Origin of the sequence: Aquamicrobium zhengzhouense (assembly GCF_016124105.1) — a bacterium.
Lineage (GTDB): Bacteria > Pseudomonadota > Alphaproteobacteria > Rhizobiales > Rhizobiaceae > Aerobium > Aerobium zhengzhouense.
Genome location: NZ_JADGMQ010000003.1, coordinates 76,185 through 99,843 on the forward strand (window position 1 = coordinate 76,185; position 23,659 = coordinate 99,843).

Annotated in this window: 34 protein-coding genes; 7 read left to right on the plus strand and 27 right to left on the minus strand. The window is 58.9% G+C overall.

The genetic code is table 11. The features are described from left to right. Positions 1 to 4: 4 nt before the first annotated feature. Both IOD40_RS06390 and IOD40_RS06395 read right to left on the minus strand, forming a co-directional pair. The gene (locus IOD40_RS06390) at positions 5 to 439 is read right to left on the minus strand and encodes a hypothetical protein (RefSeq protein WP_198475519.1); all 435 of its coding nucleotides are present in this window, start codon (positions 437 to 439) and stop codon (positions 5 to 7) included. Positions 440 to 523: 84 nt separating this feature from the next. After that, positions 524 to 1,375 carry a 23S rRNA (adenine(2030)-N(6))-methyltransferase RlmJ gene (locus IOD40_RS06395; protein WP_198475520.1) on the minus strand — a complete coding sequence of 284 codons (852 nt, stop codon included), beginning with the start codon at positions 1,373 to 1,375 and terminating at the stop codon, positions 524 to 526. A 74-nt stretch (positions 1,376 to 1,449) separates the two neighbouring features. Between IOD40_RS06395 and IOD40_RS06400 the strand changes: the two genes are divergently transcribed. Beyond that, positions 1,450 to 3,597: a molybdopterin oxidoreductase family protein gene (locus tag IOD40_RS06400; protein WP_198475522.1), complete on the plus strand. Its 2,148-nt coding sequence runs from the start codon at positions 1,450 to 1,452 to the stop codon at positions 3,595 to 3,597. A gap of 37 nt (positions 3,598 to 3,634) precedes the next feature. On the opposite strand, the gene purN is transcribed toward IOD40_RS06400, so the two are convergent. Together purN and purM are read right to left on the minus strand one after the other, a co-directional pair. Further along, positions 3,635 to 4,333, minus strand: a complete 699-nt coding sequence (gene purN, locus IOD40_RS06405; protein ID WP_198475524.1) for a phosphoribosylglycinamide formyltransferase — start codon at positions 4,331 to 4,333, stop codon at positions 3,635 to 3,637. Further along, positions 4,330 to 5,394 (minus strand): phosphoribosylformylglycinamidine cyclo-ligase, encoded by a 1,065-nt coding sequence (purM, locus tag IOD40_RS06410; RefSeq protein WP_198475527.1) that lies wholly within the window; start codon positions 5,392 to 5,394, stop codon positions 4,330 to 4,332. Before purM ends, purN begins: the two co-directional genes overlap by 4 nt. 192 nt (positions 5,395 to 5,586) lie before the next feature. Here purM and IOD40_RS06415 point away from each other — a divergent pair, with 192 nt between their 5' ends. The 3 genes from IOD40_RS06415 to hdaA are packed head-to-tail and all read left to right on the plus strand — an operon-like array spanning position 5,587 to position 7,948. Continuing rightward, positions 5,587 to 6,129, plus strand: coding sequence for a CDP-alcohol phosphatidyltransferase family protein (locus IOD40_RS06415; protein ID WP_198475529.1), 543 nt, complete (start codon positions 5,587 to 5,589; stop codon positions 6,127 to 6,129). After that, positions 6,116 to 7,246, plus strand: a complete 1,131-nt coding sequence (locus tag IOD40_RS06420) for an AI-2E family transporter (protein WP_233713878.1) — start codon at positions 6,116 to 6,118, stop codon at positions 7,244 to 7,246. Before IOD40_RS06415 ends, IOD40_RS06420 begins: the two co-directional genes overlap by 14 nt. A gap of 24 nt (positions 7,247 to 7,270) precedes the next feature. Beyond that, entirely contained in the window at positions 7,271 to 7,948 is a 678-nt protein-coding gene (hdaA, locus tag IOD40_RS06425; protein ID WP_210336813.1) for a DnaA regulatory inactivator HdaA, read from the plus strand. On the opposite strand, the gene IOD40_RS20300 is transcribed toward hdaA, so the two are convergent. From IOD40_RS20300 to IOD40_RS06445, 4 genes are all read right to left on the minus strand, one after another. After that, the gene (locus tag IOD40_RS20300; RefSeq protein ID WP_198475531.1) at positions 7,937 to 10,684 is read right to left on the minus strand and encodes an ATP-binding protein; all 2,748 of its coding nucleotides are present in this window, start codon (positions 10,682 to 10,684) and stop codon (positions 7,937 to 7,939) included. The two genes, hdaA and IOD40_RS20300, sit on opposite strands and share 12 nt — an antisense overlap. After that, positions 10,681 to 10,917 (minus strand): hypothetical protein, encoded by a 237-nt coding sequence (locus tag IOD40_RS06435; RefSeq protein ID WP_198475533.1) that lies wholly within the window; start codon positions 10,915 to 10,917, stop codon positions 10,681 to 10,683. The genes IOD40_RS20300 and IOD40_RS06435 overlap by 4 nt, the downstream gene beginning before the upstream one ends. Before the next feature lie 17 nt (positions 10,918 to 10,934). Beyond that, the gene (locus IOD40_RS06440; RefSeq protein WP_198475535.1) at positions 10,935 to 11,324 is read right to left on the minus strand and encodes a response regulator transcription factor; all 390 of its coding nucleotides are present in this window, start codon (positions 11,322 to 11,324) and stop codon (positions 10,935 to 10,937) included. A 208-nt stretch (positions 11,325 to 11,532) separates the two neighbouring features. Then, entirely contained in the window at positions 11,533 to 11,919 is a 387-nt protein-coding gene (locus tag IOD40_RS06445) for a hypothetical protein (RefSeq protein ID WP_198475537.1), read from the minus strand. Between the two features lie 163 nt (positions 11,920 to 12,082). Between IOD40_RS06445 and IOD40_RS06450 the strand changes: the two genes are divergently transcribed. Beyond that, the gene (locus IOD40_RS06450; protein WP_198475972.1) at positions 12,083 to 12,418 is read left to right on the plus strand and encodes a hypothetical protein; all 336 of its coding nucleotides are present in this window, start codon (positions 12,083 to 12,085) and stop codon (positions 12,416 to 12,418) included. 72 nt (positions 12,419 to 12,490) lie between these two features. Next, on the plus strand, positions 12,491 to 13,483 hold the full coding sequence (locus IOD40_RS06455) for a YihY/virulence factor BrkB family protein (protein WP_233713879.1): 993 nt from the start codon (positions 12,491 to 12,493) through the stop codon (positions 13,481 to 13,483). Here the strand turns inward: IOD40_RS06455 and IOD40_RS06460 are convergent. Beyond that, positions 13,480 to 14,502 (minus strand): ROK family protein, encoded by a 1,023-nt coding sequence (locus IOD40_RS06460; protein ID WP_198475539.1) that lies wholly within the window; start codon positions 14,500 to 14,502, stop codon positions 13,480 to 13,482. The two genes, IOD40_RS06455 and IOD40_RS06460, sit on opposite strands and share 4 nt — an antisense overlap. Before the next feature lie 184 nt (positions 14,503 to 14,686). On the opposite strand from IOD40_RS06460, the gene IOD40_RS06465 reads away from it, so the two are divergent. After that, a complete protein-coding gene (locus IOD40_RS06465) occupies positions 14,687 to 14,983 on the plus strand; it encodes a SemiSWEET family sugar transporter (RefSeq protein ID WP_198475541.1) in 297 nt (98 codons plus the stop codon). Positions 14,984 to 15,050: 67 nt separating this feature from the next. Here the strand turns inward: IOD40_RS06465 and IOD40_RS06470 are convergent, their stop codons facing one another. From IOD40_RS06470 to IOD40_RS06550, 18 genes are all read right to left on the minus strand, one after another. Next, positions 15,051 to 15,206, minus strand: coding sequence for a hypothetical protein (locus IOD40_RS06470; protein WP_198475543.1), 156 nt, complete (start codon positions 15,204 to 15,206; stop codon positions 15,051 to 15,053). A 324-nt stretch (positions 15,207 to 15,530) separates the two neighbouring features. Continuing rightward, the gene (locus IOD40_RS06475) at positions 15,531 to 16,646 is read right to left on the minus strand and encodes a hypothetical protein (protein WP_198475545.1); all 1,116 of its coding nucleotides are present in this window, start codon (positions 16,644 to 16,646) and stop codon (positions 15,531 to 15,533) included. Positions 16,647 to 16,910: 264 nt separating this feature from the next. Further along, entirely contained in the window at positions 16,911 to 17,144 is a 234-nt protein-coding gene (locus IOD40_RS06480) for a hypothetical protein (protein ID WP_198475547.1), read from the minus strand. Continuing rightward, on the minus strand, positions 17,141 to 17,446 hold the full coding sequence (locus IOD40_RS19860; protein WP_210336814.1) for a hypothetical protein: 306 nt from the start codon (positions 17,444 to 17,446) through the stop codon (positions 17,141 to 17,143). The genes IOD40_RS06480 and IOD40_RS19860 overlap by 4 nt, the downstream gene beginning before the upstream one ends. Then, positions 17,443 to 18,015 (minus strand): hypothetical protein, encoded by a 573-nt coding sequence (locus IOD40_RS06485; RefSeq protein WP_198475549.1) that lies wholly within the window; start codon positions 18,013 to 18,015, stop codon positions 17,443 to 17,445. Before IOD40_RS06485 ends, IOD40_RS19860 begins: the two co-directional genes overlap by 4 nt. Next, a complete protein-coding gene (locus IOD40_RS06490) occupies positions 18,008 to 18,595 on the minus strand; it encodes a hypothetical protein (protein ID WP_198475551.1) in 588 nt (195 codons plus the stop codon). The genes IOD40_RS06485 and IOD40_RS06490 overlap by 8 nt, the downstream gene beginning before the upstream one ends. Beyond that, on the minus strand, positions 18,588 to 19,319 hold the full coding sequence (locus IOD40_RS06495; protein WP_198475552.1) for a Lar family restriction alleviation protein: 732 nt from the start codon (positions 19,317 to 19,319) through the stop codon (positions 18,588 to 18,590). Before IOD40_RS06495 ends, IOD40_RS06490 begins: the two co-directional genes overlap by 8 nt. Continuing rightward, positions 19,306 to 19,743: an HNH endonuclease gene (locus IOD40_RS06500; protein ID WP_198475554.1), complete on the minus strand. Its 438-nt coding sequence runs from the start codon at positions 19,741 to 19,743 to the stop codon at positions 19,306 to 19,308. The genes IOD40_RS06495 and IOD40_RS06500 overlap by 14 nt, the downstream gene beginning before the upstream one ends. After that, positions 19,743 to 19,904 (minus strand): hypothetical protein, encoded by a 162-nt coding sequence (locus tag IOD40_RS06505; RefSeq protein WP_198475556.1) that lies wholly within the window; start codon positions 19,902 to 19,904, stop codon positions 19,743 to 19,745. The genes IOD40_RS06500 and IOD40_RS06505 overlap by 1 nt, the downstream gene beginning before the upstream one ends. Continuing rightward, positions 19,901 to 20,419, minus strand: coding sequence for a hypothetical protein (locus IOD40_RS06510; protein WP_198475558.1), 519 nt, complete (start codon positions 20,417 to 20,419; stop codon positions 19,901 to 19,903). The genes IOD40_RS06505 and IOD40_RS06510 overlap by 4 nt, the downstream gene beginning before the upstream one ends. Positions 20,420 to 20,421: 2 nt before the next feature. After that, positions 20,422 to 20,835, minus strand: coding sequence for a single-stranded DNA-binding protein (locus IOD40_RS06515; RefSeq protein WP_198475560.1), 414 nt, complete (start codon positions 20,833 to 20,835; stop codon positions 20,422 to 20,424). A 10-nt stretch (positions 20,836 to 20,845) separates the two neighbouring features. Beyond that, the gene (locus tag IOD40_RS06520) at positions 20,846 to 21,580 is read right to left on the minus strand and encodes a hypothetical protein (RefSeq protein WP_198475562.1); all 735 of its coding nucleotides are present in this window, start codon (positions 21,578 to 21,580) and stop codon (positions 20,846 to 20,848) included. After that, positions 21,577 to 22,263 (minus strand): 3'-5' exonuclease family protein, encoded by a 687-nt coding sequence (locus tag IOD40_RS06525; protein WP_198475564.1) that lies wholly within the window; start codon positions 22,261 to 22,263, stop codon positions 21,577 to 21,579. The genes IOD40_RS06520 and IOD40_RS06525 overlap by 4 nt, the downstream gene beginning before the upstream one ends. Continuing rightward, a complete protein-coding gene (locus IOD40_RS06530; protein WP_198475566.1) occupies positions 22,260 to 22,439 on the minus strand; it encodes a hypothetical protein in 180 nt (59 codons plus the stop codon). Before IOD40_RS06530 ends, IOD40_RS06525 begins: the two co-directional genes overlap by 4 nt. After that, a complete protein-coding gene (locus IOD40_RS06535; protein WP_198475568.1) occupies positions 22,436 to 22,756 on the minus strand; it encodes an Arc family DNA-binding protein in 321 nt (106 codons plus the stop codon). The genes IOD40_RS06530 and IOD40_RS06535 overlap by 4 nt, the downstream gene beginning before the upstream one ends. Before the next feature lie 85 nt (positions 22,757 to 22,841). Further along, on the minus strand, positions 22,842 to 23,072 hold the full coding sequence (locus IOD40_RS06540) for a hypothetical protein (RefSeq protein WP_198475570.1): 231 nt from the start codon (positions 23,070 to 23,072) through the stop codon (positions 22,842 to 22,844). Continuing rightward, entirely contained in the window at positions 23,069 to 23,275 is a 207-nt protein-coding gene (locus tag IOD40_RS06545) for a hypothetical protein (protein WP_198475572.1), read from the minus strand. The genes IOD40_RS06540 and IOD40_RS06545 overlap by 4 nt, the downstream gene beginning before the upstream one ends. Continuing rightward, on the minus strand, positions 23,275 to 23,523 hold the full coding sequence (locus IOD40_RS06550; protein ID WP_198475574.1) for a hypothetical protein: 249 nt from the start codon (positions 23,521 to 23,523) through the stop codon (positions 23,275 to 23,277). The genes IOD40_RS06545 and IOD40_RS06550 overlap by 1 nt, the downstream gene beginning before the upstream one ends. Positions 23,524 to 23,659 lie beyond the last annotated feature (136 nt).

Genomic DNA, 23,659 nt, shown 5'->3' on the forward strand with positions numbered 1-23,659 from the left:
CAGCTTAACGAACGGTGCGGCAGCGCCCACCATATACATGCCAGCGATCGAAACCCGACACGCAGAACTCGACGTTGCTGCCGACTCCCGCAAAGCCCATCGGCTTCTCGATCAGGTACCAAACGTCATGGGTAAGCCCGTTCGAAAGCTGGGCCTTTGCGTAGCAGTAGCGGCGATCGATTGGTCGTACATTTTTTATCTGAGGCAGATAGCGCGTCTCGCCGATCCCATGAAAATCCACGATTGAGACCTGTGGCAGATTGGGAACGTGCCGAACCTGATAGGAGAACCGGTTGGTTATGCGGTTCAGCACAGCGCTCTGCGCGCAAATGCCAGGGTCCGAATAATGAACCGCGACCATGTCCGCAGCCGAGGCGCTTACGCTGCCGCCGCCCACCGCGAGCATGGAAGCCAGCAGTAACTTGGCTAGACGGGTCATGTAGGTCCTCCGAAGTGACAGGAATCAATGGATTTCTTGCAGTGCGGTAGTTTGGTCGTACTAAGAACACCGGTCAAGCAAAGATCATGGTCTGCCGGTCAGCCAGCTTGCGCCAGCATAGGCATTTGCCTCTTCGCTCAAGATGTTGGTGAGGGCTGGTAATATCACCTTCATCTCTTCTTCGAGTACGTAAGGCGGATTAACGACGAGCATTCCGCTTCCGTCGAAACGAGCCTCATCGCGTGGCTTGCGAATCTCGAAGGCGATGTCCAGCATCTTCGGTATTCCCGTGGCGGCCAGCATATTGCGGAACTCGGCTACAGCCATGCGGTTCTTGATCGGGTACCACAATGCGTAGGTGCCGCCCGGCCAACGGCGATGGGCTTTGACTAGGCCCGTAACGAGCCGGTCGAACTCAGCTTCAACCTCGAATGGCGGATCGATCAGCACCATGCCGCGCTTCTCTTTCGGTGGCAGGTGGGCTCCGAGGGCCAGCCATCCATCCAGTTCCATGACCCGAACCTGCCAGTCGCCTGCGAAGCGCTCTTTCAGGATTGCGCTGTCTTGGGGGTGAAGTTCGATCGCGGAGAGGCGGTCGGCCTGTCGAAGCAGTTTGCGGGTCACCCAGGGGGAGCCGGGATAAAAACGCAGCCCGCCGTCGGCATTAAGCTCCTTGACCACATTCAGGTAGGGCTCCACGAGCTGCGCGACTTCAGGGAGCAGATCGGCTTCAAGCAAAGGGCCGATCCCGCCGCGCCATTCTCCGGTCTTCTGCGCCTCTTCAGAAGTCAGATCGTAAAGACCTATCCCCGCATGGGTGTCGATGACGCGGAACGCGCCCTCCTTGCGCTTCAGGTACTCGACGATGCGGGCGAGAACGATGTGCTTCATCACGTCGGCAAAATTTCCCGCGTGATAGACGTGACGGTAGTTCATCGTAGCTCCACAACTTGAAGAATTAGGAATTGGTGGCTCTACTCCGACCCGCCGAATTCCGCTAGTTTACCAAGATGAACTTAGCCTCAGAAGTCCGCATCGGCCATTCGGTGTGCCCACATGATTGCCCGTCAGCTTGCGCGCTCGACGTAGAGATCATCGACAAGCGCACGATCGGTCGCGTCCACGGCGCCAAGGCCAACGATTATACGGCAGGCGTCATCTGCGCCAAGGTCGCCCGCTATGCGGAGCGCATCCACCATCCGGACCGGTTGCTCAAGCCGCTCATCCGCAAGGGAGCAGGCGACTGGCAGGAAGCAAGCTGGGAAGCCGCGCTCGATCTGGTCGCCGAAAAGTTTCTTGCGGCGGAGGCGCGCTATGGCTCCGAAACCGTGTGGCCCTACTATTACGCTGGCACAATGGGGCTGGTGCAGCGCGACTCGATAAATCGCCTGCGTCACGCCAAGAAATATTCTGGCTTCTTCAGCACGATCTGCACCAATCTGGCCTGGACAGGTTATGTGATGGGCACTGGCCGCCTCGCTGGTGCCGATCCGCGCGAGATGGCCAAGTCTGACTGCATCGTCATCTGGGGAACCAATGCGGTTGCGACACAGGTGAATGTGATGACCCACGCGGTGCGCGCCCGCAAGGAGCGTGGCGCCAAGATCGTCGTCATCGACATTTATGACAATGCGACCATGAAGCAGTCCGATATGGGCCTGATCCTCAAGCCAGGCACGGATGGCGCACTCGCGTGCGCGGTCATGCATGTTCTCTTCCGGGATGGCTACGCCGACTGGCCCTATCTGGAGAAGTATACCGACGACCCGCATGGATTGCGCGCGCACCTCAGCTCACGCACGCCGGAATGGGCGTCAGCCATCACTGGCCTCACCACAGACGAAATCGAAGACTTTGCGCGGCTGATCGGTACGACAAAGCGCACGTTCTTTCGGCTCGGTTACGGGTTTGCCCGGCAGCGCAATGGTTCCGTCAACATGCATGCGGCCGCGTCCATCGCAGCCGTTACCGGCAGTTGGCAGTATGAAGGCGGTGGGGTCTTTCACAACAGTGCAGGGATTTACAACCTCGATCTCGCAACGGTCGACGGCGCGAAGCTGAAGGACCCCCGCATCCGCCATCTCGATCAGTCTCAGATCGGCCGGGTTCTGACGGGCGATGCTGAGGCGCTACGTGGCGGTCCTCCGGTGACCGCTCTGCTCATCCAAAACACGAATCCCGCGAATGTCTGTCCTGAGCAGCGCCTTGTAAGGCAGGGATTTCTCCGCGATGACCTTTTCACCTGCGTCCATGAGCAGTTCATGACGGACACTGCAAAGCTTGCAGACGTTGTTCTGCCAGCAACGATGTTCCTGGAGCATGACGACATTTATCGCGGTGGCGGCCATCAATACATTGTGCTCGGCCCGAAGCTTGTGGACCCGCCCGAGGGCCCACGAACGAACGTCTACGTCGTCGAGGAACTGGCGAAGCGGCTGGGAGTGTCCGATCTGCATGGCTTCGGTCTCAGCGAGCAGGAACACATCGACCGGATCCTGGCGCGGCAGAATTACGGCACTTACGAATCGCTCAAGAAAGACCGTTGGTTTGACGCCCAACCTGACTTCGAGACCTCGCACTATCTGAACGGCTTTGGACATGCGGACGGCAAATACCGGTTCCGTCCGCAATGGGCCTCCACATCGGTGCCTAATTCTCCGCCTCGTTCGCTCGGCCCCCAGGGGCCGATTGATGCACTGCCGGTATTTCCGGATCACGTTGATCTGATCGAAGTTGCCGACGAAGCTCACCCGTTCAGGCTGGCGACGTCACCAGCGCGTACATTTTTGAACTCAACCTTCACCGAAACGCCGGGATCGCTGAAGCGGGAAGGGCGCCCGGAGCTCCTTCTCCATCCTGATGACGCCGCAGCTCTGGGAGTGATGGATGGCAGACGGGTTGAAATCGGAAACAGACGCGGAGAAGTGGTTCTTCACGCCAAGCTGTTCGACGGCGTGAAGCGCGGTGTGGTGATAGCGGAAGGCATCTGGCCAAACGAGGCGCATGAGCGGGGCGAGGGGATCAACGTCCTTACCGGAGCCGACGCTGCCGCACCATGCGGCGGTGCAGCTTTCTATGACAACCACGTATGGGCCAGAGCGCTTGAACCTGTCGAACCGACCGAAATGCCAGGGGTGACAGAAGTTTTCGCAGGATGAGGCGAGAGCAGGGCATTCCAGCCTGCCCTCGAGAACCTCAGGGGGTCATTCGCGCAAGGCTTTCAATGTCGATGGCATCAGGCGCTGCGCCCGGAGACATCAGCGCACCTTCTGCGGTCACACCAGACAGAATTGCCTTATCGCCTTGCATCCGCACCTTGCCGGTAGCCAGCATTCTGACGGCAAGAGGGTAGAGCTTGTGCTCTACGGTCAAAACGCGCGCAGCCAGCGTGTCAGAATCGTCCCCAGGGAGAATGGGAACCACCGCTTGTGCGATGACCGGGCCGTCATCGAGCTCTGGCGTAACGAAGTGCACCGAGCAGCCGTGGACCCGCATACCGCTTTCGATCGCGCGATTATGCGTATCGAGACCCTTGAATAGCGGCAGGAGCGACGGGTGGATGTTGATGATCTTGCCAGCCCATTTGCTGGCGAAGTCCGGCGTGAGAAGGCGCATATAGCCAGCGAGGCAGACAATGTCGGCCTTCAGGCGGGTTAGTTCAGCATCAATGGCGGCGTCGTGCGCTTCCTTGCTCGCGTAGCTGCTACGCGAGAATGAAGCGGTGGAAATGCCTTGAGAGGCAGCGGTCGTCAATCCCATGGCGTCGGGATTGTCAGAAATAACTCCGACGATTTCCGCTGGGAAATTGGGATCGCCTGCCGCGTCAATGAGCGCCAGCATGTTAGAGCCGCGCCCGGAAATGAGAACTGCTACCCGCTTTTTCTGCCTGCTCAAAGTCCGATCTCTCCCCGATACACCACGCCTTCGCCGCGGCGTGGCATGATACGGCCGATGGTCATGACGTCTTCGCCTGCCTGGGTCAGAACGGCTGCAACCTGTGCCGCTTGTCCTGCCGAAACGACGAGCACCATTCCGACGCCGCAATTAAACGTACGCATCATCTCATGGTGCGCGACGCCGCCCTCGCTGGCAAGCCAGGAGAAGACCTTCGGGACGTTGATGGCCTCGAGGTCGAGTTCGGCGGAGAACTCCTTGGGGAGCACGCGCGGAAGATTTTCCGGGAAACCGCCACCGGTGATGTGCGCGAGCGCTTTGACGCCGTGCGTGGTCCGGATGACTTCGAGGATCGATTTCACGTAGATGCGAGTGGGCGTCAGCAACGCTTCGCCAAGGGTCTTGTGCGGGTCAAACGGTGCAGGATCGCTCCAGTTGAGCCCTGAGCGCTCGACGATCCGACGAACCAGCGAATAGCCATTTGAATGGACGCCTGAAGACGCGAGGCCGAGGAGCACGTCGCCTTCAACGATGTCGTTCGTCGGAAGAAGCGTTCCACGTTCCGCAGCGCCCACCGCAAAGCCAGCGAGGTCATAGTCACCGTCGGCATACATGCCGGGCATCTCAGCAGTCTCGCCGCCGATCAGCGCGCAACCTGCCTGACGGCAACCTTCCGCGATACCCGAGACGATCGACGCACCTTGTGAGGGATCAAGCTTGCCCGTTGCAAAGTAGTCCAGGAAGAAAAGCGGTTCTGCGCCTTGGACGACGAGGTCGTTGACGCACATCGCTACCAGATCGATCCCGACAGTGTCGTGCTTGTCAGCTTCGATCGCGACCTTCAGCTTGGTTCCAACGCCGTCATTGGCGGCGACGAGGACAGGATCTGTAAACCCTGCTGCCTTGAGATCGAAGAGGCCGCCGAAGCCACCAATTTCACCGTCCGCGCCGGGGCGGCGCGTTGAACGGACCATGGGTTTGATTTTCTCGACCAGGTCATTTCCCGCGTCGATGTCGACGCCTGCCTGGCTGTAGGTGAGACCTTTGTTCTCGTCGCTCATGGCGCGTCCACCTCGATGGTATTGCCGATGCGGGCTCTTCGCATGATCCATTCGTGGCCGCAAGCTGCGCCAACGACACGAACAGGTTTAAACCCGTGGAAAGCGGGGAGCGCTCCCCTACCTTGATCCATGCCGGGCACTTTCTCATGTATAGGCATGAACTAATATCCGCGCGAGGGACGAGTTGCCAGCTTGACCATACCAAATCTGATTACGGTCTTCCGGTTTTTGCTGGTGCCAGCTGTGATCTGGGCGCTCGTCACGGACGAGGTGTTTTGGGCGCTCGCATTCTTCGTGACTGCGGGGCTGTCCGATGCCGTCGACGGCTTCATTGCTCGCAAGTTCAACCAACGCTCGGAACTCGGTGCTTATATGGACCCGATGGCCGACAAGATCTTGCTGGTCAGCGTCTTCATCGCGCTGGGGCTCATGAAAGAGCTGCCACTCTGGCTGGTGATCGGTGTCGTTTCCCGCGATGCGCTGATCGTCTTGGCGGTCTTGCTTTCGAGCATAATGAGCAGGCCGGTCGCGATGAAACCGCTGATGATTTCGAAGGCGAACACGACGGTACAGATCGTATTGGCGATCATTGTTCTCGCTGAACTTGCGTTCGAAACGGTTTTAGGCCCGTTGAGGCCCGGACTCGTGATTTTGTGCGGCCTCTTGACCGTTGGTTCGGCAGCGGCCTATCTCGTCCAATGGCTAAGGCACATGGGTCACCATGAACAAGCGTAACGCTGAGATCGAAAACCAGATGGCGGAAGCGATGGTGGCCTCAGCATGGCGCCGTCAGCTCTTCTTCTGGGCGGCTGCGACAGTGGTCTTCGTCGGCTTCCTTTACATCTTCTCCTCGATCTTGCTGCCGTTCTTTGCCGGCATGATCCTGGCTTATTTTCTAGACCCTGTGGCCGACCGCCTACAGCGCTGGGGTCTTTCTCGCATCGCTGCAACCGTTGTGATCCTGGTCGTGTTCCTGATCCTGCTGGTCCTGGGGATGATGCTCGTGATCCCGATCCTGTTCACGCAGCTGACCGACTTCCTTGCGAAACTGCCGGAATATCTTTCAGGCCTACAATCGCTGGTAACCGGTTTCGACCCGGAATGGATAAGCGAGCGTCTGGGGGTGAACCCGGAAGCATTGCGAGATGGCATCAACTCGCTGCTGACCCAAGGCACGGGCTTTATCAGCACGTTGTTCGGATCGATCTGGAGCTCCGGAAAGACCCTGATCGACATTGCAGGGCTTTTCGTCATCACGCCCGTCGTCGCATTTTACATGCTCATCGATTGGGACAAGATGATAGATCGTGTCGATAGCTGGGTGCCCCGCGATCACCTCCACACCGTGCGAATGCTGGCGCGCGAAATCGACTCGGCCGTTGCCGGGTTTGTTCGCGGACAAGGCACAGTATGCCTGATCCTTGGCGTCTTTTATGCTCTTGGCCTCACGCTCGTTGGTCTGAACTTCGGGTTGCTCATCGGGCTATTCGCTGGCCTGATCAGCTTCGTTCCTTATGTGGGGTCGCTGATCGGGTTGGTTCTATCGCTCGGTGTAGCGGCAGTGCAGTTCTGGCCCGAGTGGCAGTGGATCGCCGCGGTCGCTGCCGTCTTCTTCGCAGGGCAGTTTTTCGAAGGTAATATTTTGCAGCCTAACCTGGTGGGCAAGAGCGTGGGCCTTCATCCGGTGTGGCTGATGTTCGCCTTGGTCGCCTTTGGTGCTCTTTTCGGATTCGTTGGCCTGTTGATAGCGGTACCAGCCGCCGCTGCAGTCGGTGTGATCGTTCGATTCATGATAAGGCGCTACCTGGATTCGCCCATGTATCGCGGCCATGGCGTGGCAAGCGAAAATTAAGAGCCAATTGTCGTGCACAAGCCTTTGCAACTTCCTCTGGATCTCGTTCTGGACGCCGCCCACAATCGCGACGATCTGGTAGTTGGCCCGTCGAACGAGCAAGCAGTCGCTTTGATCGAGCGCTGGCCCGATTGGCCGGCACCTGTCGCAGTTCTTGCCGGTCCTCCCGGATCGGGAAAGACTCATCTCGCAGCAATCTGGCGGGAGATGAGCGGAGCGCGCAGTTTGACGGCAGACCAGCTCACCGAGGGCGTTGATGCAGCGGAGCAGGGACCTGTCCTCATTGACGATCTTGATTCTGCGCCGCTCGACGAGGTCGGTATGTTCCACCTTATCAACGCTGTCAGACAGAATGGCACCAGCCTGCTGATCGTATCGCGCCGGTTCCCACAGGCCTGGGGTGTCAAGCTTCCGGACTTGGCTTCGCGTCTCAAGGCGGTGACGACTGTCGAGATCCATGAGCCTGATGACATGCTGATGATGGCGGTCGTCACGAAGCTGTTCTCCGACCGGCAGGTCGAGGTGGAGCCGCACGTGGTACAGTTTCTCGTTCGGAGGATCGAGCGGTCTCTCTCGGCAGCGATGGAAGTCGTCGCTCGGCTGGATCGTGCCGCTCTGGAGCGTCAATGCCGGGTCAGCCGGGCGCTTGCCGCTGAGATTGTCGCCCAAATGGATGGCGGCCAGCAGAGCCTAGACGTTTAGCTTCGCGTCAGATTTTGGATCCGCGAACTCCGCCTGAGCCAGCGGCAGTGTAACCCTGAAGCAGGTCCCGGGCTGGGCACGCGCAACAAGCTCAAGTTTGCCGCGCATCCGCGTGATGATTTGCTGGCTGATCGGCAAGCCCAGACCAGCCCCGGCATAGCTGGCGGCCTCTCCCTGTCGTCCGCGATAGAACTTGTCGAAGATCCGCTCCCGGTCCTCTTCGAGGATGCCAGCACCATTGTCTGCGACTTCGATGATGTACTGCTCGCCGACAATCCTCGAATGGACCGTGACTTCAGGATTGGCGGAGCCGTTATATTTAATGGCGTTTGATATCAGGTTGATCAGGACCTGGCTCAGACGATCTGGATCAGCAAGGACCGTCGCGGCGATTGCGCGCGAGGCTGTCTTCATGAGCACCTTGTTTTGACGCGCGAGAGCGTCGCATACCCGCATTGCCTGATCGAGTGTCTCTTCCGCGTCAGTTGCCCGACTTTCCCAAACACGCTCGCCGCGTTCAAGGGCAGAGAGGTCGAGGATTTCATCCAGCAGAGAAGTCAGTCGCAGGCTTTCCTTATGGATCGTTGATATGAACTTCTGGCTCGCGCTTTGATCCAGATCTTTCTCGGACAAAAGGATTTCTGAGAAAGCGCGTATCGCTGTCATGGGTGTGCGGACTTCGTGACTCACCTGACTGAGGAACTCGTCCTTCTGCAAATCGACTTCGCGCAGCTGACGGTTCGCATTTTCCAGCTTTTCTGCGGTCGCGCGTAACTGGGCGGATGCGCGCTCAAGCGCTTGGGAGTGCTCGATGGCCTGCTGCGTCTCGTCGGCCATCTGCATCACTTCCTCAAGTGAGACGACGCCACCGGAGACGACCTTTGAGAGCATGACGTGCGCAGAAGCCGCGCCGATAGAACCAGCGAGCTCTCTCTCGAGTCTATCGATAAAGGTTGGGCTGGGTTCGATGCTGCTCCAGGCAGTTCCCTTCTGGCGCGCTTCCTCACTGAAGAGTTCGAAGGCGCGCTGATGCCCCAGGACCCTTCGTGCGACGAGAAACAGATCGTCTGCGGTCGCCGATCCTCGGAGCGGATTCGTCTCGCCTGATCCGGGACGCGAGACATTGAGGAATATTGCGGCCTGTACGTGCTCCAGAGCCGACTGGCTCGTGCAAAGCGAGCCGACCACGAGCACGATCGTGTTGAGGAAAAGGCTCCAGAACACTGCATGGGAAAGCGGGTCGAGCCAATCCAGGCCGAATAGCGCCTGTGGACGGAGCCAAGATATACCTCCCGGGCCGTGCGCCATGATTTCAGCAATCATCGGCGACGATGACGCGAAAGAGGGCATGAAGCTCGACCAGAGCCAGATGACGTATCCCAGCGTGACGCCGGCTACGGCAGCTTTGGTAGACGCATCGCGCCAAAAAAGCGCCGCGATGATCGCAGGGAGAAATTGAGCGACCCCCGTGAATGAGATCAGGCCAATCGGGGCGAGGGCATCCGAAGCCCGCGTCAGCGAAAAATATCCGAAGCCAAGGAAGAGGATCAGAAGGATCGACAGCCGCCTCGCGTTGAGAATGAGGCGCCTGACCCCATGGCCATCGCCTTGGCTGTCGTCGGCGCTGAACCGCAGCATGACCGGCACAACGATGTGGTTCGAGACCATGATGGAGAGCGCGATCGACTCAAGAATGATCATCGATGTGGCTGATGAGAAACCGCCGATGAAGGCGAAGAGTGCGAGCCCGTCCTGACCTGCGGCAAGCGGCAGGGTCAGCGTAAACATGTCGGGGTTCGAGCCTTCGGGCATGGTCGTGAGCCCGTACAGCGCAATGGGCAGAATGAAGAGGCTCATCGCCAGCATGTATGCGGGGAACGCCCAGGATGCGGTTCGCAGGTGGCTCTCGTCAGAGTTCTCGACCACGGTCACTTGAAACTGGCGCGGCAAGCAGATGATCGCGGAGGCCGCAAGGATCATCGTGGCGATCCAGCGATCGCCGAAAGTTTCGGTCGCATGGATGTTCAGGCCAGCTTCCGCTGCGCGGCTGAAGATGTTCTCCAGCCCTCCGCCAGCGTAGAGCACGAATATTCCAACCGCGATCAACGCGGTGAGCTTAACGACAGCCTCCAGCGCAATGGCGGCGACAACGCCATGGTGCTGTTCCTTGGCGTCCACGTTGCGCGTGCCGAAGAGGATGGTGAATAGCGCCATGCCGGCGGCGACGCCGAAGGCCAGACCGACTTCGTCCCAGCCCTCGATACTGCCGCGACCGAACTCGGACGATCCCGCAATCGCTTCAATCGACGAGGTTACGGCCTTGAGCTGCAGCGCGATGTACGGCGCAATGGCAATGACCGCCAGGATGGTGACAAGGACACCAAGCTTGCTGGATTTCCCAAATCGGGAGGACAACAAGTCGGCAATGGACGTGATGCGCTGGTCATGGCTGATGCGCACCAGCCGACGCAAAATGAACCACCAGCCAATGAAGACGAGGGTCGGCCCCAGATAGATCGTGGCAAATTCGAGCCCGGTTCGCGCCGCTGACCCCACCGCTCCGTAGAACGTCCAACTGGTGCAGTAGACCGAGATCGACAGGGTGTAGACAAAGGGAGAGCGAAGGAAACCGCCGTGGCGATTGCGGGTATGGCGGTCGCCAAGAAAAGCGACGACGAAGAGGAGCCCTACATAGGCGACAGCGGAGGCAATGACGAGGTCGGCGGTTAGTGTCACGGCTCGCGGTCCTGCCTGTGACGTAGCGCCGTTTCATCATCAGGCAGCACCCTGCTGAACCAACGTGCGCCGATAATAAGGATGGCCCAGAACGCGAAGACGTAGACAATCTCAACCGGCACGCCGCCGAAGCGGGAATCGAAACGAGACAGTCGAACCAGTGGAGGTAGTAGCGCCACCACACCGAATAGCGTGAAGAACAATGCTGCAGCGATGATCTTTCGGCGGGTCATAGCAGCGCCCCCCGCAACTAGCTGCCTGCAATCGCGGATTTGACGTCAAGAAGCCTTCGGACCGCGTCGACGACATCGGTGTTGGAGTAGGGCTTGGTGACAAACATGTCAGCGCCCAGTTCTTCGGCAATGCGCCGGTCCTGTTGTTGCCCCTTCGCCGTCAGAACCAGCACAGGCAAGTCCTGCGTCTGCCGATTCGTCCTGATCTGCTTAAGCACGTCGAAGCCTGACAGCTTTGGCAGCATTACATCGAGCACCAGAATGCGCGGTCGAGTCATCAGAATTGCATCAACGACGGCTGACCCGTCTGTTACGGAGTGTACCGTCCAGCCTGCTCTCTGAAGAACGAAACTCAGCGCCTCTAGGATGCTCGGCTCGTCTTCTGCAATCAGAATGTCCGTAGCCAAACCGTTACCTCCACCCCCTTCCTCCCAAGGGGCCCCCCTTCAGTCACTAAAGCGTAATAGTTTCAGTTCGCCAAGGGGTAAGAGCAACAAACGTTAAGGAGATCATTTCCTCAGTTTGCCTCCGCGTGAACAGCGAGCGCAATCCGAGATGGTTTGGCAGGCATTCGGGTGAGAGGCCACTGACGAGGACACCCGAAAGATGGCTGGATCAGGCGCTGGCGACGGCACCCTTCAGGCGCTCGACAAATTCACCTGCCCGCACCGTCATCATCTTGATGCGGACACCTTTGGCCTCAATCTCCAGGATTTCTGACAGCGTGCCCGGTTTCAGGGAAACGTCGGCAATTTCGTTGAACGGAACCGACCAGCTAGCACCGTTGCTTTTGGCCTTGGATTTGACGAGGCGGCTTTGGGAAAAGCGTATCTCATCATTGAGCAGCTCAAGCGTGCCGTTGATCCAGACACCGTTCTGCCTCTTGAGCATGAGCGCGGTGGCCGGCAACAAAATCCAACGCCAAATCGGTATCCGGTACCCCTCAGGCAGCGGCTGCAGCCAAGAGACGGGGATGGAGTTTGAAGAGGCGGGCTGGGTCAATTGGCTGTGTCCGGATGAGAATTTCTGAGTGCGATGCCATCTATCTCCCCGAAACGCAACATGATCGTTACCTGCGACTGGTCCCGTGTAGAACCTCTTCTGGGCCCTTTCTGGAGGGGAACAAAATTCATTCCCAAAAGCTCGGAGCAGAAAGGATCTACCCATGGCGACATCAAGAGAGACAGCCGCAAATGTTCGCGGCGATATTCAGCAGGGGAAGAGCGGCGACAAAAAGCCCGGCTTTGACCCCGCTGCAGCCCCAATGGAAACCGATTCCGAGGCGGGGGGCGTTTCGCTGGACAGCGAAACCATCCGCCTCTCGCGCTCCAGCCAATACAACCCTGATATGCCCGACCGGCAGGAAACCGATGCCACGGCAATGCGGTTGTTCGAGCCGCAAAGAGCCGAGAGGGACGCGAAAAGGCGTAGTGTGACAATGATTGCCGGAGGCATTGCCGTTGCGCTGGTGTTGATCGCGTCGGTGATCTTTTTGTCCTAGGGCGCGTCGCACTCGACCCTTGCATAGAAGCTCGATCAGGGCGAACCTCCATGCGCGCGAGCTGGTGCACGCATGAGCAGAAGTTGGGGTGACAACATGCCTTCTAACGGTTCCGTGGACCGCGACGCGCATGGACGCGATGCGACCAGCCCGGCGCGCATACCTGCAAAAGGCTGGTGGTCCGTTATAAAGCGCGTGGTCAGCGAAGTTTCTGCTGATCGGATCATGCTTACGGCGGCCGGCGTCACATTCTATCTTCTACTCGCGCTTTTTCCTGCGCTGACGGCATTCGTGTCGATCTATGGTTTCGTATCCGATCCGGCGACGGTCGCGCAGCATCTCACATTGCTTGATGGCGTGCTTCCGTCCGGGGGAGTGGAACTTATTGAAACACAGCTGCAATCTCTGGCGCGACAGGATCCGAGCGCCCTCAGTTTTGGCTTCGTGTTCGGCCTGTTGGTTGCCTTGTGGAGCGCAAACAGCGGAATGAAATCGATCTTTGATGCGATGAATGTGGTCTACGAGGAGGATGAGAAGCGGGGCTTCATCAAATACAACCTCATGTCGCTTGGCTTCACGCTGGCGGCCCTCGTTGCAGCGATGTTCTTCATCGCGCTGATAGGTATCGTCCCTGCAGTTCTGGCGTTTCTATATCTCGAGGGCATGACCGAATTCCTCATCCGATTTTCGCGCTGGCCGCTCATGTTGTTCGCGGTCGCCTTCGCATTCTCTGTGATCTACCGATGGGGGCCGAGCCGGAGAAAGGCAAAATGGCGCTGGGTGAGCTGGGGCTCTGGTTTCGCGGCTATTGCGTGGCTTCTCGTGTCGATCGGTTTCTCCTGGTACCTGGAGAATTTTGCCAACTACAATGCCACCTATGGATCGTTGGGAGCGGTCATCGGCTTCATGATCTGGACGTGGATTTCCGTGATTATTCTTCTGGTCGGGGCCGAGCTTAACGCCGAACTCGAACATCAGACCGCGGTCGACACCACGCGAGGGCCGGACAGACCGATGGGGGAGCGTGGTGCCGAGGTCGCGGACAGTGTGGCCGCGGAAAGTTAGGAACTACCTGGCCGGTTCAAATAGACGGCGTTTCCCAGCCCCGTCCCAATGGTGATGACAGCCCACACCTCGGTTTCATGCATCTGATCCGCTTCGCTCAATCCCTGCACGACCGCGTCGTTGTGCATCACTATATCGAAACGATTACCCAGATGCTGCGAAAGCGCTTCCGGAAGCCGAAAGTCACATGCTTCCCAATCGCCGGGTAGATTTTGCGCCCCCTCTCGAATGCTGCCATCCTCAAGGACCCGTCCCGGACAGGCGAGGGTAATGAGCGGTGCGAGATTTTTGTCGGCCTGCTTCTGTAACTCCCCGAGCATCCGTGCCAGTCTTTCCACCGCGTCGTCGCGGCTTGGCTCGGCCTCTTCGTCTGAGTATTTCCATTGGTCTAGGGCAATTACTGATGCGGCGGTGATGTCATGTGGCGTATCGGGTGAGAATTCAATCAGGCCCGCACGAATGCTCGATCCACCGATGTCGACGGCGAGCATTTGCGAGAAACCGCATAGTTGGTCTTCCTCAACAAGGCGCAAGCCGCCCACAAGTGCAGCCTCGTCGGGGTCCTGCGTGATCGGCACCAGATCAATGGCGATGCCTTCAAAACGAAGGATCGCTGTCGTCCGCCCGATTGCGATCTCTCCAATGCGGCTGTCGCGCAAGCCTCCTCCGACTGCAATACGCCTCACACGCGCCCAATGCTCGTCCGACAGGCGATAAGAGCGCACCACGCGCGCAAGCCGCTGCGCAAATTCTTCGACGGCCGAGAAAACCACTCCGGCCGCGAACACGTCTCCCGAATCCCATGCAGCATCGATGTCGTTAAGTGTGAGATCTTCAGTCGCGATGTTGTTGAACGGGTCGGTGCCAGCCTCGCAGAGCGGTTCGCGTAGCTCATCCAGAATTCCGAAAAACGCCCGACTGCTCGCGCGGTCGCCGATGAAGCCGCTTCGGTCTTTGAGAGTGAGGCTGTAGCTGGAAATTTCAAGGTGAGGGAGGGTAGGGCGCCCGTGGGTCATCATCTTCTTCGTGCGGATGGATCGTCCACAGCAACTGTCTCGGGCCGCCCATGGTTCCACCGGTACGATGAGGTCTGAAGGTCTTCTTCTCGAGTTCGGAACAATGCCTTATCTGGGCTGTTCAGGCGCTGAGACTGGCAGGTGAAGCGGCTCGCTACGCCATCGCCTGAAGATGCGGGGCAATATAATGGATCTCACTCTGGTGGTCGGCTACCTGGCTTCGATCTGCTCGATGACCAGCTTCATTCCTCAAGCGTGGAAGGTCATCAGGACTCGGGATACCCAGGCCATATCGCGGCGCATGTACACGGTAACCGTTGCCGGCTTTGCGCTCTGGACGGTTTTTGGCCTCATGAGCATGGAATGGCCGATCATTATCACGAATATAGTATGCTTTTTCGTTTCCGGATTCATTCTCACCATGACGCTTCTCCCGAAGCCCAAGATGGAGAAGGTGGCGGAAGCGCTGGATCGGAAAGGATAGGGGGGCAGTCAGCAAGACTGGCGGTAAAGAAAAAGGGCGCTGTGAAAAGCGCCCCTCTGATTCGGTATCAGGCGGAAGCCTGACGAACCTTCTGAATTGCATCAGCCTTGGTGAGGCTGTCATCTTCAGTCATCAACTTCAAAGCCAGCTGTTCCATCTGTCGCCAGGCACGATCGGCCTGCTTGCGGGGAAGGCTGTTAGCACACGGTGCGTTGAAACCCATCGCGAACCTCCAAGTTAAAACAGGAAGCCCGACCATGGCCGTTTGCCAATTTAAATCAAGCACGTAGCTGTGCGACCGAATGCCCTTTGGGAATAAGCGTCGCGGCGTGAGGAAGCAGACAGCACGCTATGGCGAGTGCAGATTTATTTGAAATGTGTCTGAAGTCGAAGAGCTGTGCTCTGACGAATTGATGGCGATCCCGGCAGGATTCGAACCTGCGACCATCGGCTTAGAAGGCCGGACGAAGTTCAATAAAATCAATGGAAGTTCCGACATTCACCCGGTCATTTAGGGGTGAACAGACCGTGAAACTTGGAACAACTATCACTTTGCCTTCCGCATTCGCTGGCGCCCGATCTTGCGGGCCTCATCAGCTTGGCGAACAGTCTCCAAGTCTACAGGTTGATAGGTCCGGTGTATAGCATTCGCTGAGGAAATTGAGTTCGCCATCTTCGCCGCTGTCGTCTGGGGTGCGGCCCCGCCAGCTGAGAGCTCGATCGCACCGGAGCGGCGCATGTCTGCAAGTGTGCGCTGATCTCCGGGGAACACTTTCTCGCGGATCACCGCAAAATCATCGGGCATCGTGAACCTGGAGTACGGCGTTCCTGACCGGTTCCGCAGGATGTTCCCAATGTCACAAGGCTCTTTGGCAAGATATGCGTCGAGCAATGCAAGTGAGCGCTTACCCAGTGTCCCTATAGCCGCCCGTCCAGATTTGGCGCGCGCCACCGGGAGATACCGGTTCTGACCATCGCCATGAATTCCGGAGATTGTGAGACCGCGAAGGTCCACCGGTGAGAACTGCGTATCCCATGCGAATGCAATCGCTACAGCGAGCCCATGATAGCCGCTGCGCCATGCCTCTTTTGTGAGGCGAACCACCTCCCCTTCACGCCAAGATTTGGAACGCGGTTCTGGCGCCTTATTGGCTAAGCCTAGCGACGGGTCCGTTTTCCCGTGGCAGTAACCGAGCGCTGCATTGACGTTCCAAAGCGCACGCCAAATCTTGATAACGCGCCATGCTTCACGGGGCGATACGGTGGCTTTGATGTTGCGGCGGAAGATCGATAGGGTCTCAAGTGTGATTTCCGGGCTGGTCGGTGGCAAATCGCCAAATACCGGATCGATGCGCGCCCATGCGCGCTCCCATTCCTCACGAGTACGCGGCTTCTTTTCGATCAGCCATTCATCGGTTGTTTTATACCTTTCGAAAGCTTCGGCTATTGACCCCGGTGCCGCGCGCAATGGCACATCTTGATTACGACCGTGCCGATGCCGCTGCCAGCGCTCGTTCCATTCGGTAGCAACTGCCCAGGCCGAAGGCCCGTCTATCCCACACCGAACCGGTCCGAAGCCTTGTGCCTTCATTTCCTTAGTTGGCTGCCAATACCCGTACCTGCCCTTCTTGACGATATAGTACGGGATCTTCACTCTACCCACGCATTGCCTCCAGGCGAGCTGAGACCACTCCAGAAGACTGCGTAGGACTTTGAACGCTCTGCAAGTATCGGGAATGGCGAGCGGAACGCCACGCGTCGATCGCGTCTAAGTCATAGTTCCCGGTGTCTGGATCGGACGCAGGGAAACCCCGCCTCAGCAGCTGTGGCAGGAGCTCAAGGAAGCGCTCAAGCGTCAGCCCAAGTCGGCGCGCAGCTTTCTCAGGCGGGATGTCGCGCGGATCAACCGAGAAACGTAGTGCTCTGCTCACTCCTTCCCCTCCTGTAGCGCGGCGCGGCCTGCGTCGGTTATGTACCAACTACGCCGGAGAACAGTCGTTTCGCCGGTCGCCTGACGCCAAATCGCCCCGGCCAGACCAAGACCTTCCATGTTAGCGAGCGTGATCGGTGACACGCCCAAGTCGCGGAAGAATTTTCCGGACTTCCTCGGGGTGTCTGCCAGGAGTTGCAGCGCTGCTCGCTGCTTCGGCGTCAGCTTCATGTACGCTTCTCCTGTAGGGCGCGGATGGCAGCAGGTATCGACTGCCGAAGATCTCCATACCACTTCCGGCTTATTGCAAACGGCGTGTCTGGACACGTTTCAGCCACCTCCGCACACTTCTCCACGGTCGGTCCGTCGATCTCATCAGGGCCGAGGATGCGGAAGCCGGAGTCGGTTATCGCCTCAACCATTCCAGCCGCCGTGGTTCGGTATGCTGCCCGATCGAGCTCTGAAATGCCGGACCACTCCTGCGCTGCCATCGTGCATAGGTGCCAGGCTATAATCTCACACGCGTCTATCATGGCTTCCCTGCCTCCTGTGCTGCGGTGAGGGCGGCGCGAACCTTGACAGCAACTGCATCGAATACGGTAAGCTCTCCGATGATTTGCTCGTCCGGGTTCGCACCCATTGCCCTGATCGTCTCCGAAACAGTCATTCTCACCATCTCGGTTTCCACCATCGCCTCCGTCACCTTCGGCGCGGGCGGGGCGAACCTCCCCGGAGCAGTCGAGTTCGCATAGTGCACAGGCCAAGGGTCCTTCGGCACGAGCGGGGTATCAGATCCAAGAATGCCATCAAATGCGCCAGGGTATGGCTCATAGACGCGCGTAGGCTCGCTAACCTTCGGCGCGGGCGGGGTGGCTTCAAGGGCAGCAGGGAGTGCCTGAACAAGAATGTCGTGAAGAACGTCTCCGTTCGGACACGGCTCACCGGCTCGGTCCAGCATTTCTGCAATCACGTGCGCAAGAGGTCCAATCTTCACCCTCTCGGCAAGCTTCGCCTCTAGGGCGGCGTAGTCTAAGTGGCGAACCCACGGACCCTCGTGTGCGACGACCATACCAGCGCGAGTGTGCATGAAACGCTCAACCATCTACCTTCCCTCCTTCGAGTACACGGCGGGCTAGTGCATCGCGTGCAATGTCTTTTGCCCGATAGCCGAGAATTTTTGTCTCATGCTTGTCGTGATCTTCACGGGCATAAAGTGGGCGGCGGTGTTCGTCGCATATCCCTCTTTGGATCGGGTGGTCTGCGTATCGCTTGCACTCTGGACACACAGCTATCTGCTCCCGCCAGTCGGCAGGAAACTCTTCATAGGGGCGTTCTTTTAGGTCTCTAATTTCCTCCAGTGCCTGCCTTGCCTCATCCCGCTCACCCCGCAGCCTTGCGTTCTCGGCCTCAAGCTCTGAGGTGGCGTCGCGCTTTGCGTCCATTGCTCCGCGCATGTAGGCAATAGTTAGGAATTCGCTCTCGTCATACACCGGCTCCCGCTCCGCAACGGCGGCAGAGGAAAGGGCGGCGACCTTGAGCCAAAGGGCCTCTATGTCGGTCTTGGCGTCAGCTAGAGCATATTCGACTTGCGCCATCGAACCAGTCACAACCACTGACGGAACCATATTGCGCCACTGATCAATCGAGCGGACCATTCCTTGAATTCGCTTGATCTCACTCATGCTCGCCTCCCCGGGGTGAAGTGGAGAGGGATCGGAGTGTTTCACCGTCGCAGCATCCGCACTCGCCAGCCGCTACGCACTCACCAACGGTAAAGCCGTATTCCCGCGCGTTGACTGGGCGAGGGCAAAAGCATCCGCTGAGCGCCTCCCTCAACCGCTTCACCTCCCGCTCTAGCTCGGCGTTCTTGCCTAGCAAGCGGATGGCAGTATCTACAGCGCCTTGGTTCTCGGATGGCTCGCCCGGAACATTCTCCATGATGTAGGCGGCAAGCCGATCAATTCCCCGCTCTAGCTCGGCGTTACGGACGGAGAGGGTGGTGAGGGTGTCGCGAAGTTGATCTTCTGTGAACAGACGCTCCACCTTGACGTTCGGATGATTATAGTTCGGCGTTGACCAATGTTCGCTGTAAGCGTGTCCGTACCGATCTCCATGTTCAGGGTGCGTCTCTCGATAGGCGGCTACACGCAGCCCGAAAACGGTTTCTCCGGCTGCGTCCCGCCCCACCAGCTCGCTCACTGGCGAGGAAGGAAGGGCGGGTGACGCGCGGCGGTTCCATGTGTTGATCGCGTCGGATCGATATTCGTCACCGATTTCGATTGCACACTCTTCACAGCGGACGTGGAACCATCGATCAAAGTTGTCATCTTCGACTGTGCGGGTGAAGATTGGTTCTTTGCCGCAAAATGGGCAGGGCAACAGCGCCTTCTCATCAAGATGCGTCATTGGTAGCCTCCTTGGGCTGGAAGAGGGGTGACTTGCGCGGTGGCAGGGGCAGCTTGGTCGCTGCATGCTGCTCTCGGCGCGCGGCCTTGCGTGTCTTGGGAAAGGGAGCACCTCGAAGCTTGGGCGCGTCCACGATGCCGAGGTGCTTCTTGCGGATCGCCGCGACTTTGGCCTTCTCCGCTACGTCCTTTGCCGTCTTGGCGACGTGGCAGTGACCGTGCACCGGCGCGAGATTGGCTTCCCTGTGTTCGCCGCCGTTGATGAGCGCGACCTTGTGGTCAGCCTGCCAGGTTTCGGTCGGCTTGATCGGCAGACGGCACAGGTAGCAGATGCCCTTGTGGGCGTCGTAGACGCGCAATCGGACCCGAGGCGGGATGTTCACGCCGTCGTGCTTGCCGATCCATCCCTTCGTCGGGCGGGCCATCACGCACCTCCCAGCGGGTTGGGCTTGCCAAGCTCTCGCGCCAGACGAGCCGTGGTCTTACGCCTCTGCTCCTCAAGATCGGTCTTGCGTACCTTGTAGTGGGTGACGACTACCTCTCGACGGGAGAGCAAGCGGGTGAGGGAGCGGAAAAGGCGGGTCATGCTGCCTCCGATTTCGCTGATGCGCCGCGATCAAGCCCGATCAGGTCTTCAATGTATTCGAGGATCGCGGTCTTGCTCTCCTGAAAGCGTTTGGCGCCCATGCTCCTCTTGGATTGCGATTGCGCGATGAAGCGGTGAACTGTGGTGCCTTCGACGGCCACGACGCTGTACTCATCCATCGGGCGAAGGTTCGCCGCCCAGCGAAGCGCCTCGGCCTGCGAGCCGCATGCGAAGGTCTGCGTGTCGCAATAGCGGCACATGATGAGCGCGTACTTGCGAAGGTGTTCAGGCGTCTGAGCCCACGGCTCCAGTTTGAAGCGCTCAGGCAAGCTTGCCCACATATCCGCGATGACAGCGAACTCGTGATTGTGGCTGGCCTGGCTGCGGTCTTCGTGAGGCGCGAGCTTGTAGACTTCCCCGACCACGTAGGCCAGATCAGCGCGCCGCCCCCAATATTCGGAAGCTGGCTTGAACTCGCCTTCGCCTTCATACCGGAACAGGAGCGGCGTCGTCATGTCTACCTCCACTCTGGGGAAAATGGGATATCATCGTCCAGATCACGCCCGCCGCCGTACCCGCCACCAGCAGGCTCGCGGTCGTACATGCCCTGATCTTGGCGGGAGGAAGTGCCTTCGCTCGAGCGGCCGCCTTGCAGCGTCAGTTCGTTCACGCGTACGGTGAGGTACGTCTTGCCGTCATGCTCGCGGGTGGAAAGATCTCCCGAGACGGTGACTTCCTTGCCCTTCGGAAGCATGTCCTTGAGGGTTTCGCCGCGCTTGCCCCATACGGAGCAGTCGAACCAGAGGGTTTTCTTGTTCTGGCCAAAGCCGTCATCTACTGCGACGGAGAAGGACAGAACGGCGTCGCCATTCTGGGTGCGGCGTAGCTCAGCGGGCTTGCCGGTGCGACCGGCGATAACGATAGTTTTCATTGCGCGGCTCCTATTGCTGCATTTCCAGCGGGCGCTGGTGGCTTTTGTTGAGGTCACCGGGGAATACGGCCTCGGCTTCGGTGGCTTCCTTCAATTCGCGGCCGCGCGCCTGAATGCGCTCTCGGGCGATATCGATGTAGTCTTTCGACCACTGCTGGCTCTTGAAGACATCAACCCACGCCTTCCAGATTTTCTGAGCGTCGTTGGGTGTGCGGCAGTCGAGAAGCTCTTGGGTGATGTTCTCCAGACCGCGCTTCATTTCGGCAGCGCTGGTCTTCTTTGGGTCCCCGCCTTGGCGATCACGGAATTCCTCTGCGACGTTCGCCACGTATTTCTGGTCGTCCCAGCGACCAAGGAAGATGTTGGCGGCAATGCCAAGATGAGAGGCGGCTTTGACGATGGCGTCAGTGAGAGACTTCTTCGGCGCGTCCTCGTCGGTCATCATGCCATTGCGCGTCTTCATCAGCGCCTTGGTCTGCCCGTAGGATTCAAACCAGTTTGTACGGTCGCCATGCCAGAAGCGGACTCGGCACCAGTGTAGGACTTCCTCACCCAGCGGCGTGAAGTTCTCCTCGATGACCTCCCAGCCAAAGCCCTTCCCAACCGGCCCGAACATCTCCGTTAGACACTGGACAACATACTGCGGGTTAGGAGACGTGCCCTTGTACGCTTTGCCAGTGATAGGCTTGGTGAATGCCGGATCGATATCGGCAAAGCGGTTCCATATTTCGAGATTGTCCGTCATGCCGCTTCTCCGAACGCTACAGCCATGCGCTTGTGAATGGCGCGGGTGCGCTCCACGTCGTCGCGGCAATACTGTGCAATTTCCTGATGACGCCCTTCGGCCCACATCTGGCCGACCATCGAGCCGTCAACGTCCGACTTGCCGTCCATGCCGAGTGCCTGACAGAGACGATCCATGCTGATCGTGCCGCGCTGGCCGGCGAACGCTGTCATCGTGTCGAAGGCGTCATTGCCCCACGGTTTGGGATCGCGCGGGAACCAGTGCGGGACGCGGACGCCAAGGATGATGGCGCGCTGCCAGATGAAGCGGATATCGAAGTTAACGACGTTGTGGCCGACGATGCAGATCGGGGCGTTGTTGCCGCGACCCAGATCATCAACCGCTGTGAAGAAGTCGCGCAGGATTGTCGCTTCACCTGTAGCCGAATAGCTGTCCAGATAGGTCGTATCCGGCTGCATATCGTTGAGAGCGAAGCCAATGCAGCAGATGTGGCCGTATACGCCGTCCAGTGACGTCTTTGCTATCGCGTCCTGCACCGCCTGCGCCCTGTCGTTCTGCTCCCATGCGGCAATCGTCTCTGCCTTCTTCATTGCGGCAGGCGGCTTGACGTTCTCCGCGATGGCGGCGTGGGCTTCCGGCGATTGCGCAGGTATCGTCTCGATGTCAAAATAGAGGTAATTCATTGAGGCCTCCTGTCGGCTTCATCCATCAAAATTTCCGCGACCTTCTGGCGAGCGCCTTCGAAGCCGTAGCGACGGATGAGATTGCGGACGGTTTCTGCGGCTTGGAATTCGATGTAGCCATCCGGGAAGGTGAGGGCGTCGAGGTGCGCCCGGTGTTCGATCTGTTCCGGGGTCATGCTGCGCTCCCGTTGCGGGCGGCCATGAAGGCGTCGGCCATTCCGTAGGCGTCCCGTGCGATAGCGGATGCGATGACCACATCGCCTTCTCGCATTTGGGGATGGTGCTGCCCGGCGCTCGTCGCTGCGATGATTGCGGGAAGGGCAGCGATCGCGATTTCGTCCCGGAGTGTCTTTGCGCTACCTTCAAGCCGCGCGACGATCTCCGCGTTCATGGAGCGGCCATTGGCTTTAGCGTCGGCATTGATCTGGTCGCGGAGGCCGTCAGGAAGGCGGATTTGAAATCGCTCAGCGGCTTCACTCGGGTACTTGCTCATGCTGGGATCTCCCAATATCCGACCCACAGGGCTGCGAGAGCGATGAGGGTCCATGCGGCTTTGATCTGGAATGGAGACAGGGTGATCATGGTCGGCCCCGCTGAATTGCGCGCCACTCATCAAGTTCACGCTCTAGCCGCGCGATCTGACGGCCTGCTTGCTGTTTCAGAGAGCGATACTCATAGGTGTCTGGCTTGGGTCTACGGTCGCGCCAGTATTTGAGCTCGGCATCCGTTGGCTTTCCCCAATCGGCACGCACTGCCGGGTCCGGGAACAGACCTCGGAATGTTGGCGTAGGCGCGAGAGGCTTGCTCATGCTGCTGCCCTTTCCTTGGCTCCGTCCTGCTCAAGTCGGGCAAGAGCGGAGAGGCTGATCGCGGTGAGTGAATGAGCCGATGCGAGCGACGACGGCGTAGGGGCGAGGTTGCAATCTACGTCTGCTTGCCAGTGCTCGATCCAGGCCTTCACGCTGATGAGGTTGTCTCGGATGAGATGGAGGTCGTGGGCGTCGTGGGGCATCAGGCGTCCTCCTCGACGGGGCTCAGTTCAAGCTCGTCAGGCGTCCAGCCGGCCAAAAGCCGCTCGTAATCGCGTTGATCGACCTCGTAGACCTCGCCATCCACCAGGACGGTGATTGCCTGCATTGGCTTGCCGGAGAGGTCGCTGGAGTAGAAGCGGCGGCTGCAAACATGGATGCGCTGCTGCTGTGTGGCGATGCCGACCAGCGTTGAGGTCAGGTCCAGCGTTGTGCGGCTTAATGCGTTCATTGCTGCTTCCTCCGTTGATCTTCGCATCGGGCCTTCTCGTGGGCCGGTTCCCGACGCTGTCTCCGGCCAGTGGTTCACATGGCTTGCCTCCCGGGTTGGGGTGGCTCCGGCAGATCAGCGGGGGCTTCTTCGTGCC

Coding starts and splice junctions, on each gene's coding strand:
- IOD40_RS06390 (WP_198475519.1), bottom strand. CDS start 439: ATGACCCGTCTAGCCAAGTTACTGCTGGCTTCCATGCTCGCGGTGGGC.
- IOD40_RS06395 (WP_198475520.1), bottom strand. CDS start 1,375: ATGAACTACCGTCACGTCTATCACGCGGGAAATTTTGCCGACGTGATG.
- IOD40_RS06400 (WP_198475522.1), top strand. CDS start 1,450: ATGAACTTAGCCTCAGAAGTCCGCATCGGCCATTCGGTGTGCCCACAT.
- purM (WP_198475527.1), bottom strand. CDS start 5,394: ATGAGCGACGAGAACAAAGGTCTCACCTACAGCCAGGCAGGCGTCGAC.
- IOD40_RS06420 (WP_233713878.1), top strand. CDS start 6,116: ATGAACAAGCGTAACGCTGAGATCGAAAACCAGATGGCGGAAGCGATG.
- IOD40_RS06435 (WP_198475533.1), bottom strand. CDS start 10,917: ATGACCCGCCGAAAGATCATCGCTGCAGCATTGTTCTTCACGCTATTC.
- IOD40_RS06450 (WP_198475972.1), top strand. CDS start 12,083: ATGGCGACATCAAGAGAGACAGCCGCAAATGTTCGCGGCGATATTCAG.
- IOD40_RS06455 (WP_233713879.1), top strand. CDS start 12,491: ATGAGCAGAAGTTGGGGTGACAACATGCCTTCTAACGGTTCCGTGGAC.
- IOD40_RS06460 (WP_198475539.1), bottom strand. CDS start 14,502: ATGATGACCCACGGGCGCCCTACCCTCCCTCACCTTGAAATTTCCAGC.
- IOD40_RS06465 (WP_198475541.1), top strand. CDS start 14,687: ATGGATCTCACTCTGGTGGTCGGCTACCTGGCTTCGATCTGCTCGATG.
- IOD40_RS06470 (WP_198475543.1), bottom strand. CDS start 15,206: ATGGGTTTCAACGCACCGTGTGCTAACAGCCTTCCCCGCAAGCAGGCC.
- IOD40_RS06480 (WP_198475547.1), bottom strand. CDS start 17,144: ATGAAGCTGACGCCGAAGCAGCGAGCAGCGCTGCAACTCCTGGCAGAC.
- IOD40_RS19860 (WP_210336814.1), bottom strand. CDS start 17,446: ATGATAGACGCGTGTGAGATTATAGCCTGGCACCTATGCACGATGGCA.
- IOD40_RS06485 (WP_198475549.1), bottom strand. CDS start 18,015: ATGGTTGAGCGTTTCATGCACACTCGCGCTGGTATGGTCGTCGCACAC.
- IOD40_RS06490 (WP_198475551.1), bottom strand. CDS start 18,595: ATGAGTGAGATCAAGCGAATTCAAGGAATGGTCCGCTCGATTGATCAG.
- IOD40_RS06495 (WP_198475552.1), bottom strand. CDS start 19,319: ATGACGCATCTTGATGAGAAGGCGCTGTTGCCCTGCCCATTTTGCGGC.
- IOD40_RS06500 (WP_198475554.1), bottom strand. CDS start 19,743: ATGGCCCGCCCGACGAAGGGATGGATCGGCAAGCACGACGGCGTGAAC.
- IOD40_RS06505 (WP_198475556.1), bottom strand. CDS start 19,904: ATGACCCGCCTTTTCCGCTCCCTCACCCGCTTGCTCTCCCGTCGAGAG.
- IOD40_RS06510 (WP_198475558.1), bottom strand. CDS start 20,419: ATGACGACGCCGCTCCTGTTCCGGTATGAAGGCGAAGGCGAGTTCAAG.
- IOD40_RS06515 (WP_198475560.1), bottom strand. CDS start 20,835: ATGAAAACTATCGTTATCGCCGGTCGCACCGGCAAGCCCGCTGAGCTA.
- IOD40_RS06520 (WP_198475562.1), bottom strand. CDS start 21,580: ATGACGGACAATCTCGAAATATGGAACCGCTTTGCCGATATCGATCCG.
- IOD40_RS06525 (WP_198475564.1), bottom strand. CDS start 22,263: ATGAATTACCTCTATTTTGACATCGAGACGATACCTGCGCAATCGCCG.
- IOD40_RS06530 (WP_198475566.1), bottom strand. CDS start 22,439: ATGACCCCGGAACAGATCGAACACCGGGCGCACCTCGACGCCCTCACC.
- IOD40_RS06535 (WP_198475568.1), bottom strand. CDS start 22,756: ATGAGCAAGTACCCGAGTGAAGCCGCTGAGCGATTTCAAATCCGCCTT.
- IOD40_RS06540 (WP_198475570.1), bottom strand. CDS start 23,072: ATGAGCAAGCCTCTCGCGCCTACGCCAACATTCCGAGGTCTGTTCCCG.
- IOD40_RS06545 (WP_198475572.1), bottom strand. CDS start 23,275: ATGCCCCACGACGCCCACGACCTCCATCTCATCCGAGACAACCTCATC.
- IOD40_RS06550 (WP_198475574.1), bottom strand. CDS start 23,523: ATGAACGCATTAAGCCGCACAACGCTGGACCTGACCTCAACGCTGGTC.